This window comes from Pseudomonas sp. MPDS, from assembly GCF_013283895.1.
GTDB classification, from domain to species: Bacteria; Pseudomonadota; Gammaproteobacteria; order Pseudomonadales; family Pseudomonadaceae; genus Aquipseudomonas; species Aquipseudomonas rhizophila.
Window position 1 is genome coordinate 987,167 of the sequence record NZ_CP054128.1, and the last position, 13,552, is coordinate 1,000,718.

General features: G+C 63.1%; 10 protein-coding genes. 2 read left to right on the top strand and 8 right to left on the bottom strand.

The features are described 5' to 3' along the window. Window positions 1-10 precede the first annotated feature (10 nt). The 5 genes from HQ912_RS04320 to HQ912_RS04340 form a co-directional block, all read right to left on the bottom strand. Window positions 11-1,027, bottom strand: a complete 1,017-nt coding sequence (locus HQ912_RS04320) for a lysylphosphatidylglycerol synthase domain-containing protein (protein WP_047229761.1) — start codon at window positions 1,025-1,027, stop codon at window positions 11-13. Continuing rightward, window positions 1,014-2,312 carry a cardiolipin synthase ClsB gene (gene clsB, locus HQ912_RS04325; protein ID WP_047229760.1) on the bottom strand — a complete coding sequence of 433 codons (1,299 nt, stop codon included), beginning with the start codon at window positions 2,310-2,312 and terminating at the stop codon, window positions 1,014-1,016. The genes HQ912_RS04320 and clsB overlap by 14 nt, the downstream gene beginning before the upstream one ends. Beyond that, window positions 2,309-3,121 (bottom strand): endonuclease/exonuclease/phosphatase family protein, encoded by an 813-nt coding sequence (locus HQ912_RS04330; RefSeq protein WP_076383448.1) that lies wholly within the window; start codon window positions 3,119-3,121, stop codon window positions 2,309-2,311. The genes clsB and HQ912_RS04330 overlap by 4 nt, the downstream gene beginning before the upstream one ends. Continuing rightward, window positions 3,118-4,044: a DUF72 domain-containing protein gene (locus HQ912_RS04335; protein WP_047229758.1), complete on the bottom strand. Its 927-nt coding sequence runs from the start codon at window positions 4,042-4,044 to the stop codon at window positions 3,118-3,120. The genes HQ912_RS04330 and HQ912_RS04335 overlap by 4 nt, the downstream gene beginning before the upstream one ends. A 208-nt stretch (window positions 4,045-4,252) precedes the next feature. Continuing rightward, window positions 4,253-8,566: a DEAD/DEAH box helicase gene (locus tag HQ912_RS04340; protein WP_173406493.1), complete on the bottom strand. Its 4,314-nt coding sequence runs from the start codon at window positions 8,564-8,566 to the stop codon at window positions 4,253-4,255. Between the two features lie 293 nt (window positions 8,567-8,859). On the opposite strand from HQ912_RS04340, the gene HQ912_RS04345 reads away from it, so the two are divergent. Both HQ912_RS04345 and HQ912_RS04350 read left to right on the top strand, forming a co-directional pair. After that, a complete protein-coding gene (locus tag HQ912_RS04345; protein ID WP_076386543.1) occupies window positions 8,860-9,744 on the top strand; it encodes a sugar nucleotide-binding protein in 885 nt (294 codons plus the stop codon). Continuing rightward, the gene (locus HQ912_RS04350; protein WP_076383450.1) at window positions 9,737-10,666 is read left to right on the top strand and encodes an NAD-dependent epimerase/dehydratase family protein; all 930 of its coding nucleotides are present in this window, start codon (window positions 9,737-9,739) and stop codon (window positions 10,664-10,666) included. Before HQ912_RS04345 ends, HQ912_RS04350 begins: the two co-directional genes overlap by 8 nt. 135 nt (window positions 10,667-10,801) lie before the next feature. On the opposite strand, the gene HQ912_RS04355 is transcribed toward HQ912_RS04350, so the two are convergent. From HQ912_RS04355 to HQ912_RS04365, 3 genes are all read right to left on the bottom strand, one after another. Beyond that, complete coding sequence (locus tag HQ912_RS04355; RefSeq protein ID WP_107321784.1) at window positions 10,802-11,500, bottom strand: OmpW/AlkL family protein; 699 nt, start codon at window positions 11,498-11,500, stop codon at window positions 10,802-10,804. Between the two features lie 256 nt (window positions 11,501-11,756). Then, a complete protein-coding gene (locus HQ912_RS04360; RefSeq protein WP_047229754.1) occupies window positions 11,757-12,275 on the bottom strand; it encodes a DUF3299 domain-containing protein in 519 nt (172 codons plus the stop codon). Between the two features lie 11 nt (window positions 12,276-12,286). Then, on the bottom strand, window positions 12,287-13,552 hold the full coding sequence (locus HQ912_RS04365) for an ABC transporter permease (protein WP_047229753.1): 1,266 nt from the start codon (window positions 13,550-13,552) through the stop codon (window positions 12,287-12,289).

Below are 13,552 nucleotides of genomic sequence, written 5' to 3' on the forward strand. Positions count from 1 at the left end.
CAGAACCCCGTCACTTAGGCCCCGGCTTGACCCGCAACGCCTTGGCCTTCGCCTCGATCACCAGGTACATCACCACCGTGATCAACAACGGCAAGATGAAGTAGATCGCTCGATAGGCAATCAGCCCCGCCAACAGGCCTCCGCGAGAAACCTCGTGCTGCAGCAGGGCAATGAACACCGCCTCCAGCACCCCCAATCCCGCCGGAATGTGCGTGATGACCCCGGCAATGCTGCTGATCATCAGCACCCCGAGCACCACCGGATAATCCAGCTTGCCCGGCAGCAGGGTGAAGATCACCGCCGCCATCAGCGACCAGTTCAACGCCCCCAGCGCCAGTTGCAGCCCCGCCATGCGCAGCGACGGCAGGTTGATTTCCATGCCGCGGATGGTCCAGGCCCGACGTTTGGAAAACCGACAGGCCACCAGGTAACCGGCACTGATGCACAGCAGCAGCACGCCCACGCCTTGCAGCGCAGTGCTGCTCAGTTTCCACCCCGGCGGCATCGTTACCAGGCCACTGCTGAACACCACCCCGGCCAACGTCATGTAGCCAAACCAGTTCGTGGCCAGGCTCAGGCCGAGGATCTTGGCGATGTTCCCGTTGCTGACCCCCAGCCGTGAATACAGCCGGTAGCGCATGGCGATGCCGCCGACCCAGGCACTGAGGTTCAGATTGAAGGCGTAGCTGATCACCCCCACCGGCAATATCTGCCGCCAGCCCAGTTTCTGCCGTATGTAGGTGCGGCCGATCAGGTCGTAGCAAGCGTAAGTGATGAAACTGGTAACGGTGAGCGCAGCGGCAATGAGCAACGTGCGCAGTTTGAAGTCCGCCAGGGTCGCGAACACTTCGGCCCAGTCAATGCGCCGGGCCAGGGCAGTGAACAACACGATCAGCAGCAGGAAGAAGGCCAGGGTCAGTGGGCGTTTCCAGCGGCTCCAGCGTGATTTGGGTTTGCTGTGTTCGGCCGCGTGGGCATCAGATGCGTGGGCATCACTTGGCGCCGTGTGCGCGTCAGAGTGGTTCATGGGGTTCGCTCCGAACCGCCGTGGGCGGCGAAAAAGGTTTCAGGCGCGGCTTATGGGCTGGCAGCCAGCCGGCCCAGGCCGGAAAGTGGCGCAGGAAGTGAAACACCATGAAGCCGATGGTCATGCGCCACAGCAGGCCCCGAGGGGCAGGGTTGGCCGGCATGACGGTGCAATGGTTGCGGCTCAGATCATCGAGGCGCTCGAACAATTCACGGTTGAAGGCCCGGTCGCGGATCAGCACATTGGCTTCCAGGTTCAGGGACAGGCTCAGGGGGTCGAGGTTACTTGAGCCCACCGTGCTCCAGTCCTCATCCACCAAGGCGACTTTGCCGTGCAACGGCCGTTCGCAATACTCGTAGATCACCACGCCGGCCTTGAGCAGATAGTTGTACAGCATCCGCGCTGCGAGCTTGGCGATCATCATGTCCGGCTGGCCCTGCAGGATCAGTCGTACTTCCACGCCACGCCGCGCGGCATTGCGGATCTCGCGCAGCAGCCGGAAACCGGGGAAGAAATAGGCATTGGCAATGACCACGCGTCGCTGGGCGCTGCGCAATACTTGCAGGTACACCTCTTCGATGTCGGTCTGATGCTCATGGTTGTCGCGATAGACCAGCCGCACCTGACCATCATGATCGTTGAAGGCCAACTCGTTGCGGCGGCTGCGGCGGCGTTGCCACCAATATTTGGCCCGGCTGGGCCGACCGCTCTGCAACAGCGCGAAGTGATGGATATCCACCACCGCCGGTCCTTTGACCTCCACGGAATAATCCTGCTTGGCCTCGGGACCGAAGTCGCCCAGATGGTCTGCGGAAAAATTGATCCCGCCGATAAACGCGATCACACCGTCCACCACGACGATCTTGCGGTGCAGGCGCCGGAACCAGTTGGTGCGGATGCCCAGGTGCCGGGGTGCGGGATCGAATATCTGCAAACGCACCCCGGCGTCGCTCAATGTCGCCAGAAATTCCGGGGTCAGCTCGCCGCAGCCAAAACCGTCCAGGCTGACGGTGATGCGCACGCCACGTCCGGCCGCGTCGACCAACAGGTCCCGTAGTTCGATACCGACTTTGTCCTCGAACAGAATGAAGGTCTCAAGGAGGATTTCCTTTTCGGCCCGGCGTATGGCCTCAAAGACCCTGGGAAAATATTCCTCGCCGTTCTCCAAAAGCGTGACCCGGTTATTGCCGTGCCAACCGTACTCGATGTCCACCAGCGCCGGATTGCGCTCGGTCGGCGGAACCTCTACCTGTTCCACCGTCGCCTTGTTCATAGTCGCGCTCATAATTCGATCTCCACCGAAAGCGGTGCATGGTCGGAAAGGTGCGACCAGGGGCGTACGTTCAATACCTTGGGATGACGGGCCTTGAGGTTGCGCACGTAGATGCGGTCCAGACGCAGGACCGGCAGGCGCGCCGGAAAGCTGCGGGCCGGCTTGCCCCATTGCTCGGCGAACACCTCCCGCAGGCCGCTGGGTTCAAGCAGCTCGCTGGCTTTGCCGCGCCAGTCATTGAAATCCCCGGCGACGATGACCGGCGCCTCGGGCGGCAGTTCGCTCAAACGCTGGCAAAGCAGTTTCAATTGCTCGACACGATGCCCCTCGCGCAACCCCAGGTGCACGCAGATGGCGTGGATTTCCCGCTCATCGCCGCCCGGCAGACGCAGCACGCTGTGGAGCATGCCGCGGCTTTCATGGCCGCTGATAGACACGTCCAGGTTGTCGTGGCGAATGATCTGGAATTTGGACAGCAATGCGTTGCCATGGTCCCCCGCCGGGTACACCGCGTTGCGCCCGTAGGCGAACTGTGGCCAGAGGCTATCGGCGAGGAATTCGTATTGCGGCATGCTCGGCCAGTTGGAATAGCGCTGCGGGTGGTGTTCGTGGGTGCCGTGGACTTCCTGCAAGAACACCACGTCGGCGGACACACTGCGCACCGCCTCGCGCAGTTCCGGGAGGATGAAGCGCCGGTTCAGGGCGGTGAAACCTTTATGGGTGTTGACCGTCAGGACGGTGAAGCGATTGATCCGGTCGAGGTCTTGCGTCCGTTCCTGGGTTGGATCGCGGGTCGTTTCGGTGAACTCCGGGATGCTCATGGCAATACCCCCTCGGCCGGGCGCTCGCCGGGCGTGGTGGCCAGGTCCTTGTCCAGGTCGAAGTGCTCCAACAAGTGACGCGCGTCATAGGGCGCACGGACTTTGATGTCATTGTCGAAATAGCAGAACACCTCCCGGCTCTTGCGGGCGCGGGGTTTCTTTTTCGGGTCGATCAAATGGGCATCGCGCGGTTGTGTGCCGTGGCTCCAGGCCTCGATCCGCTCGCCCCAGCGTTTCAAGGCCGCATCGGTGTAGCCGCTGGCGTATAGCTCCTCGGCTCCGTGCAGGCGCAAGTACACAAAGTCGCTGGTAACGTCTTCGCGATACGGCCATTTTCCCGCGGTGTCAGCGATCACCAGTGCCACGTCGTAGCGTTTGAGCAAGGTGATGAAGTGTGGATCGATAAAGCTTTCATGACGGATCTCCACCGCGTGACGCAGCGGCCGCTTCTTGTCGGCCTGGGTGCTGGCGTGGCCGTTCAGGCGCGGTTCGTGCTCCCGGGCCAGGGCGGCGGCATCTTCGGTGTTGTGGGGCAGTTGCTTGAGAAAGTCTTCGAACAACTCGGGATCGAATTTGAAACTGGGAGGAAACTGCCAGAGGATCGCGCCGAGTTTCTCCTTGAGCTCCAGCACGCCGGAAGCGAAGAAATTGGCCAACGGCTTGTGAATGTCCCGAAGACGTCTGATGTGGGTGATGAAACGCGGCGCCTTGACGCTGAAGACGAAGCCGGGCGGGGTCTCGGCGTACCACTGGGCATACCGTTCGGGGCGTTGCAGGGCGTAGAACGATCCATTGATTTCGATGCTGTTGACCGCTCGCGAGGCGAATTGCAATTCCCGTTTCTGGGTCAGCCCCTTGGGGTAGAAATCCCCCCGCCAAGGCGTATAACGCCAACCGGAAATGCCAATGTGGATCGCCGTCATGTGTCCCTCCCGTGCCAATGACCTCGTACCGCCTGTGTCTTTTGATGACTGTCGCGCGGGGTAGAAAGTTTCGATGGAGTTACCGACGGTGAGGGCAGGTGAAGTCCTGCAGTCTTGTTCGCTGTGTTTCAGTAGTTGCTGAATGGGCCCCCAGCGCAGATCAAATGTGGGAGCGAGCCTGCTCGCGATGAGGTCCGTCCAGACACCCTCAACTTCTCTGGATCAGCTTGTTCCTTACCTCAGTCATGCCCTGCGCATCCAGCTCCAGCCACACATGCTGTTTGCCCGCGATCTGCGCCGCCGCCGGCAGGCCATCGCGATACACCAGCCGATTGCTCGCCAGCGCCGGTACTTTCGCTCCCGGCAACAAGGTGCCGGCCAGGTTCAGCGGGTCGACACCGCACACCGCGACCAGGGCGCCGTCGCTGGGGCGGCGGCGCACTTCCCGCAGCAATGGAATGGCTTCGGGCAGGGCGAATTGCTCGCCCGCCAGACCGCTGACAAAACGTCCGCCACGAATCTCTCCCCGCGCCTCCAGGCGATGAAACGTGCGCAGTAACTCGCGCCAGCTCGGCAACCAATCCGCCTCCCGCTCCAACAGGCGCCAGAACACCACGCCATAACGGCGCAGCAAGGTCATGGCGATGTGTTCGAGGGTGTCGGGTGGTATCGCCGCTGGCCGGTTTCCTTCCTCGGGCTCTGGTGTGCTACGGCGTAACAAGGCCCAGCGTCCGGCATCGTCCATGCCGCCAACGAATGCCCCGCGCCCGCGCCGACTGCTGCGCGCCTGGCGCTTACTGGCAGGGGTGATCAACGCGCGCAACCCGGCGAAGCTGTCGGCATTTACCAGCCCGGCGCCTACCAGTTCCTGTAGCGCGATTTCCAGCTCGCTGCGCAGCAAGTGCGCCTCGTGCAACAACTCATCGAAAAACAGCGCGCCGTGTTCGCTGAGGGCCTTATGGACTTTTTGCGTCTTGGGTGACAGCTCGCTGGGTGGGGTCTGTTCAGTCAGGCTGCTCCAGAGGGCGACCTGATTGCGCGGCAGCAACACAATCGGCGTGCTGCGCAAGGCGCTGGAAGATTGCTTCTGACGAGCGCTCAGGCGAGTCCACACCAGCTTGCCGCTGCGGCACAGCTCATCGAGCCAGTTCGGGGAATAGTCCTTGATCCGCGCCGGCAACAGGTCGCTGTCCCACGCCGAGGCGGCGGCCGGATAGCCTTCGAACTGACTGATGATCGACGGCAGCACCGCGTTGCCCCGGCCTTGGGTGGACGGCGACAGATGCTGCCAGTCGAACAGGAACCGCATGAAATCCTGCAACATCACCGGCTCGATTTCCCGGCGCAGGCGCTTGACGGTGTAGCGGTGGATACGCGCCAGCAAATGCCGCTCGCACCATTCTTCCTGTCCGCTGCCGGGGGTGAATCGGCCACGCAGCACGTAGCCTTGCTGTTCCAGTTGCGCCAGGGCCTGGGTGATGGGCGGGGGCGTTAGCCCCAGCGGGTAGGCGATGGCCTCCAGCGGCAGTGGACCAAAGGCGCTGAGCCGCGCGCGCAGTACCTCCACCATGGCCTCATCGCGGTCCCAGGGTTCATCGAAACCCGCCAGCGGCGTCAGCGGCGGTCGCCATTGAGCCTGTGGATAAATGGCTTGCAGACACGTCAGTCGTTCCAGCGCCACCCACACACCTCGTTCGGCGCTGATCTGTACATGACTGGCGCGGCCGCGCTCGGCCAGGGCCTGCAGCCAGTCCAGCCACGACGGCTGAGCACCTGCCTCGCTGTCGGCGATGCAGGCCAGGCTCATCAGTGCTTCGTGCATTTCATCGAGGTTGGTGGGGGCCGGCCAGGCTTCGTCCCGTACCGCCTGGATGGCGTCGGCGTCGAGTGCACCGAGGTCGTCGGTAGACTGCGGGTCGCTCCAGCGCCGGTTGATCACCGCTTGAGTGCGGCGTTCTTCCAGCGGGGCGTCGTCGAGAAAGGTGTAGGGCCGGGCGCTGAGGATTTCCGCCGCCAGGGGCGAGGGCGCCGGCAGATCGCGGCTGATCAGGCGAACCTCGCCGGCTTCCATGCGCCGCAACAGCGTCAGCCAGCCTTCGCTGTCCATGGCTTCGTGCAGGCAGTCGTCGAGGGTCTGTTCCACCAGTGGGTGATTGGGGATTTCCCGTTCGCCGGCGAGGTTCTCCAGGCAGGCGATCTGGTCCGGGAATACGCTGGCGATCAGGTCTTCGCTTTTCATGCGCTGGATCTGCGGAGCGACTTTGCGTCCGCCCGAATAGCGCGGCAAGGCCAGGGCGACACTGGCATTCCAGCGCCAGCGCACGCCGAACAGCGGCGCATCCAGCACTGCCTGGATCAATATCTGTTCGGCACTATGGCTATTGAGATAGCGCCAGACCTCGTCCAGCTCGAAGCTGTGGCTGGTGGACAGCGACAGCACAATGGCGTCTTCGCTGGCGGCGGCCTGCAATTCGAAATTGAAGGTGCGGCAGAAACGCTTGCGCAGGGCCAAGCCCCAGGCGCGGTTGATGCGGCTGCCGAACGGCGTATGGATGATCAGTTGCGTGCCGCCGGACTCGTCGAAAAACCGCTCCATCACCAGTGTGTCCTGGGACGGCAGGGCGCCGAAGGCCAGGCGTGCCGGGGCCAGATAGTCCACCAGTTGTTCGGCACTGGCCAGGTTCAGTTGCAAGGTGCCGGTCAGCCAGTCGAGGGCCGGTTGCAAGTTGCCCGGCGTGGCACCGAGCAGTTGGTCCAGTTGGGCTTGCAGGCGGGCTACCGCCAGGGACAACTCGGCGCTGCGGCCGGGGGCTTCGCCAAGCCAGAACGGAATGGTCGGCGGCTGGCCCTGGGCGTCCTCGACCCGCACCCGACCGGTCTCCACGCGAATGATGCGGTAAGAGGTATTGCCCAGTTGGAACACGTCGCCGGCAATGCTCTCCACGGCGAAGTCTTCGTTGACGCTGCCGATGTTCAATCCTTGGGGTTCGAGCAGCACGCTGTAGTCGGCGTTGTCCGGGATAGTGCCGCCGCTGGTCACGGCGGTCAGCTTGCTGCCCCGGCGCCCGCGCAGGGTGCGGGTGACGGCGTCGCGATGCAGGTACGCACTGCGCACGCCCTGACGACCATTGAGGCCCTCGGCGAGCATGTGCAGCAGCGCCTGATAGTGGCCGTCGTCCAACTCGGCATAGGGCGCGGCGCGGCGAAAGGTTTCCAGCAGCGCCTGTTCCGGCCATTCCTGGCAACTGACCTCGGCGACGATCTGCTGGGCCAGCGCATCCAGTGGCGCCTTGGGGATGTGCAGAATGTCCAGCTCTCCCCGGCGCACGCAATCGAGCAGGGCGACGCATTCGATCAAGTCGTCGCGGGTGGTGGCGAACAGGCGTCCCTTGGGCGTGCCGCCAACCTGATGGCCCGAGCGGCCGACCCGTTGCAAAAACGCCGAGATCGACCGCGGCGAGGCGATCTGACACACCAGGTCGACGTCGCCGATATCGATGCCCAGTTCCAGGGACGCGGTGGCGATCAACACCTGCAACTCGCCGCGCTTGAGCCGTTGTTCGGCGTCGAGGCGAAACTCCTTGGCCAGGCTGCCGTGGTGGGCGGCCACGGCGTGCTTGCCCAGGCGTTCGCTCAAATGACGGCTCAGGCGTTCGGCCAGTCGCCGGGTGTTGACGAAAATCAGGGTGGTGCGGTGTTCCCGGGCCAGTTCGGCGAGGCGGTTGTAGACCAGTTCCCACACATCATTGGCCATCACCGCCGAGAGCGGCACGGGTGGCACTTCTATGTCCAGGTCCCGGGGGCGGGCGTGGCCGATGTCGACGATTTCACAGCTGCGCCCCTGGCCAACGAGAAAACGCGACACCGCTTCGATGGGTTTTTGCGTGGCGGACAGACCGATGCGCATCAACGGTTCGGCGCACAGCGCTTGCAAACGCTCCAGGCTCAAGGCCAGGTGACTGCCGCGTTTGCTGGCGGCGATGGCGTGGATCTCGTCGACAATCACGGTGCGGGTGCTGGCGAGCATTTGCCGGCCGGAATCGGAGCCGAGCAGCACGTAAAGCGATTCGGGAGTGGTCACCAGAATATGCGGCGCGGTCTTGCGCATCGCTGTGCGGTCTTTTTGTGGCGTGTCTCCGGTGCGCACGGCGGTGGTGATGTGCAACGGCGGCAGGCCCATCTGCCGCAATTGTTCGGTAATGCCGGCCAGTGGGTTTTGCAGGTTGATCTGGATGTCGTTGCTCAGTGCCTTGAGCGGCGAGACGTAGACCACCAGGGTCTGGTCCGGCAGACCGCCCTGTTCCAGGCCTCGGTGTACCAGGTCATCCAGTACGGCAAGAAATGCTGTGAGGGTCTTGCCCGATCCCGTGGGCGCAGCCACCAGGGTCGAACGGCGCTGCCCGATCAGCGGCCACGCCCGGGCCTGAGCGGCCGTGACCGCCGGGAATGTCTGGCTGAACCAGGCGCGAACGGCGGGATGAAAGCCTGCCATGGCGTGGTCGGCTGGGAAGGGCAGATTCATATGGGCAGTTATGCGGGTGGGATGGGGAAGATGCAAGTACCTCTGAGCGATGCCTGGCCTGGGAGGGCCTCATCGCGAGCAGGCTCGCTCCCACCGCATTCTTTCTGAAGAGACTCGCTCCATTGTGGGAGCGAGCCTGCTCGCGATAGAGCCTGTGAACCTTACACAAATACCGGATCTGCACTTTACGGATGACGGTTGCGCACTAAACCCGCAAAATGCAACGATTCCGACAACGCCTGCGGGCGTTGTCGACCCAATTCTTTTGCCAACAGACCGGGCCTGCTGACTTTATGCGAATGCGCCTTATGTTACTGGGCGGCGGAAATGCCCTTGGGCAGGCGCTGATTCGCCTCGGTGCGGAAGAAGACATCGGTTTTCTTGCCCCCCGCCCCCCCGAAGACGGCTGGGATGCCGCGAGCCTGACGCAGCTGCTGGACGACACTCGACCGGACGCCTTGATCAACCTGGCGTACTACTTCGACTGGTTCCAGGCTGAGACCGTCAGCGAGCAGCGCCTGGCCAGCCAGGAGCGCGCCGTCGAGCGGCTGGCCGAGCTGTGCCAGCATCACAACATCATTTTGCTGCAACCGTCGAGCTATCGCGTGTTTGATGGATCCCGCGCTACGGCGTACAGCGAAAAGGACGAACCTGTGCCCTTGGGGCTGCGCGGGCAGGCGTTGTGGCGGATTGAGCAGAGCGTGCGCGCCACCTGTCCACAACATGTGCTGTTGCGTTTCGGCTGGCTGCTGGACGACAGCGCCGACGGCATCCTGGGACGTTTCCTGGCCCGGGCCGAACAACCCGAAGACCTGCTGTTGGCCGACGACCGTCGGGGCAATCCGACGCCGGTGGACGACGCGGCGCGGGTGATCATCTCGGTGCTCAAGCAACTCGATTGCGCCGCGCCGTTGTGGGGCACCTACCACTATGCCGGGCATGAGGCGACCACGCCGCTGGCGCTGGGGCAGGCGATCCTCACCGAAGCCCGGGCCCTGCATCCCCTGGCAATCGAATCGCCTACTCCCCAGGCACACGCCGCACGGCCGGACGCCGCGGAAGAACCGCAGCATGCGGTGCTGGCCTGCAAGAAAATTCTGCACACGTTCGGGATCAAGCCCCGCGCCTGGCGCGCTGCACTCCCGGGCTTACTGGATAGGTTTTATCGTCATGGCTGAAGGTCCTGTTTTAATCACCGGCGGCGCTGGTTTCATTGGTTCGCACCTGACCGACGCCTTGCTTGCCAAGGGCCATTCGGTGCGCATCCTCGATGACCTGTCCACCGGCAAGCGCAGTAACCTGCCGCTGGACAACCCTCTGGTTGAACTGATCGAAGGCGACGTGGCCAATGCGGCGCTGGTAGCCCGGGCCGTGGCCGGTTGCAGCGCCGTGGCGCACCTGGCAGCGGTGGCTTCGGTGCAGGCCTCGGTGGACGACCCGGTGCGTACGCACCAGAGCAATTTCATCGGCACCCTCAATGTCTGCGAAGCCATGCGCCAGGCCGGGGTGAAGCGGGTGCTGTTCGCCTCCAGCGCAGCGGTCTATGGCAACAACGGCGAAGGTGAGTCCATCGACGAAGACACGCCCAAGGCTCCGCTCACGCCATATGCTTCGGACAAGCTGGCCAGCGAGTTCTACCTGGACTTCTACCGCCGCCAGCACGCACTGGAGCCGGTGGTGTTCCGCTTCTTCAACATCTACGGCCCGCGCCAGGATCCGTCCTCGCCCTATTCCGGGGTCATCAGCATCTTCAGCGAACGGGCACAGAAAGGCCTGCCGATCACGGTGTTCGGCGACGGCGAGCAGACCCGGGATTTTGTCTACGTCGAAGATCTGGTGGACCTGTTGGTGCAGGCTATCGAAACACCTGAGGTGCAAGTGGGCGCGGTGAACGTCGGCTGGAACCAGGCCACGACCCTCAAGCAATTGCTCCAGGCCCTGGCCACGGTGGTGGGCGATCTGCCGCCGATCAGCTACGGCCCGGCGCGCTCCGGCGACATCCGCCATTCCCGGGCTGACAATCGCCGGCTGTTGGAGCGCTTCAGCTTTCCACAACAGACGCCGATGAGCGTGGGGCTGGCGCGGCTGCTGGGACGCTGAATCCTACGCCACCAAAAACTGTGGGAGCGAGCCTGCTCGCGATAGCGGTTTGTCAGCTGGCATCAATGCCGGCTGATCCAACGCAATCGCGAGCAGGCTCGCTCCCACAGGTTTTTTCTTACTCTCAAGAATGAGTTAGAACTTGTAACCCAACCCCACCATGTAGATCCAAGGGTCCACATCGACATTCACCTTGGCCCGGGTACCGCTGGCCACGGCGTTGTTGTCCACATAGGCGGTGGTGTCGATGTCGATGTAGCGAATCTGGCCGTTGACCATGATGTTGTCGGTCAGCATGTAGTCGGCGCCCACTTGCCACGCCATGCCCCAACTGTTGCTCGCCCGGAAGTTGCTGAAGCCGTTGGCGCTGGCTTCGCTGCCGACGTGTTCATCGTAGATCCAGGTGTAGTTGATGCCGGCGCCGACGTAAGGCTGGAAGGCCGACGTGGCGTCGAGCGGGTAGTAGACCAGGCTCAGGGTTGGCGGCAGGTGCTTGAGGGTACCGAGCTTGTTGTTGGCCGCACCCAGGGCGGTGCCTTTGATCTTCACATCGTGCTCGAACGGCGATGCGGCCAGCAGTTCGATGCCCAGGTTGTTGGTGATCATGTAGGCGAAGTTCAGGCCTAGCTGTGTGTCGCTGCTCATGGTTGCCTTGCCGCCCAGGTCGGCGCCGGCCAGCGGGCCACGATCGACCTTGACGCTGGAACTGTCGGCTTCCGGGTTGACGGTGATGGCGCCGGCGCGAACGATGATGTCGCCAGCGGTATGAGCCTGGGCGAGCGGGGAGGCGAGCGCGAGGGCCACGAGGGAAGCGCTGAGCAGAGACTTTTGCATGGGGGCTCCAGAGGGCATCTAAAATTGATGTCTCATGGTACGCAGCGCTCTAGGGCGGTCTTTTGACTCAGCTCAATGAGTCTGGGTCTATTAATTGACTCAGCTCAATAAAATGATGATGAGGAAATCTTGAGGGCCCCATCGCGAGCAGGCTCGCTCCCACATTGGACCGGATTCCTTCTGAAGCAACTCGGTCAACTGTGGGAGCGAGCCTGCTCGCGATAGCTATTCCATTGCCAACACATCACCACCAGATTCACTCCGGCAGCTCATACACATAAATCTTCTCAGCCGCCATCTGATACCCGGCATCGGCCAGTTCACTGGTGGACGGCTTGACCTGCATCGGCCCTTCGACCCAGTACGGCTGGTACAACTCGTCGAGCTTGACCCCGATTTCACTTTTCACATGCACGATCTGATTCGACGGCGGTGGCGGTACGTGGATGCAAGCGCCGAAATACGGCACCAGCAAAAAGTCCGTGGTGCGGCCTTCTTCGCTGACTTCCAGCGGCACGATGTAACCCGGCAAACGAATCTGCTGGCCGTCGAGTTCCTTGACCACCGGCGCGTTGGGCAGATCCTGCTTGGCCGCGGGGGCCGCTTCGGCGGCCAGGGCATCGCTCATCTGCGACAGGTCGTGCAGCGGCGTCATGTTCGGCACTTCCGGCGGTGCGTCCGGCGGGATCATTTCCTGCCACGACAAGTCCCTCGGTTCGGCCGCCCACAGCGGTAGGGCGACCGTCATCAACAGCGCAAGCAAAGCGCGGGGCATCTTCAACGTCCTCATAAACGGATCGACAGGCCATCGGCCAACGATTGGCGATAGGCGCGCCAGGCCGGCACGCTACCCATCAGTAGAGCGGCGACCAGAATGCCAGCCATCAGCGTCCATTCATATTCACTTGGCCAGGCCAATGGCAGATACAACCCATAGGCCGACTGCACATAACCCTGCGCGGCGGCGATGCCGATGTACAGCAGGGCCAGCCCGGCGGCGACCCCGGCCAGCGCCAGGGCGAAGGCTTCGAGCACCAGCAGGGTCGCGATGTGCCACGGCCGCGCGCCCACCGAGCGCAGGATCGCCATCTCCCGCCGCCGCTCGTTGAGGCTGGTGAGAATCGCCGTGAGCATGCCGATCAGACCGGTCAGCACCACGAACAGCGAAATCACGAACAAGGCTTTTTCCGCCGTGCCCATCAGGCTCCATAACTCCTGCAACGCCACGCCGGGCAGGATCGCCAGCAACGGCTCGCCGCGGAACTCGTTGATCTCGCGCTGCAGGGCGAAGGTGGAAATCTTGCTATTGAGGCCAAGCATGAACGCGGTGATCGCCTTGGGCGTCAGGTCCATGTTGCGGGCCTGGTCGGCGCTGATGCGGCCCTTGCCCTGGGCCGGCACACCGTTTTTCCAGTCGATGTGGATCGCTTCCATGCCGCCGAGGCTGATGTGCAGCGTGCGGTCCACCGGGGTGCCGGTGCGCTTGAGAATACCGACCACGGTGAAGGGCTTGTCATCGTGCTTGACCAGGCTGACCACCGCCACGCCGTGGGCCAGCACCAGTTTGTCGCCCAGCGTGTAATGCAGCGCCTCGGCCACTTCGGCGCCGAGCACCACTTCGAATGGATCGGTGGCGAAGGCGCGGCCCTCGGCCAGCGCCAGGTGTTGCCGGCGACCGTATTGGTAATGCTCGAAGTAGGCCTCGGTCGTGCCCATCACCCGGTAGCCGCGATGGGAATCGCCCAGGGACATGGGGATCGCCCACTTCACTTTCGGGTTACTGGCGAACTGCTCGAAGCTGTCCCAGCGGATGTTGTTGGTGGCGTTGCCGATGCGAAACACCGAATACAGCAGCAGGTTCACCGAACCCGAGCGGGCACCGACGATCAGGTCGGTGCCACTGATGGTGCTGGCGAAACTGGCCCGCGCCTCGGTGCGTACCCGCTCTACCGCCAGCAGCAGGCACACCGAAAGGGCAATGGCGAATGCGGTGAGGATCGCGGTGAAACGGCGGTTCGCCAGGCTGGCCATGGCAAGACGGAACAAATACAT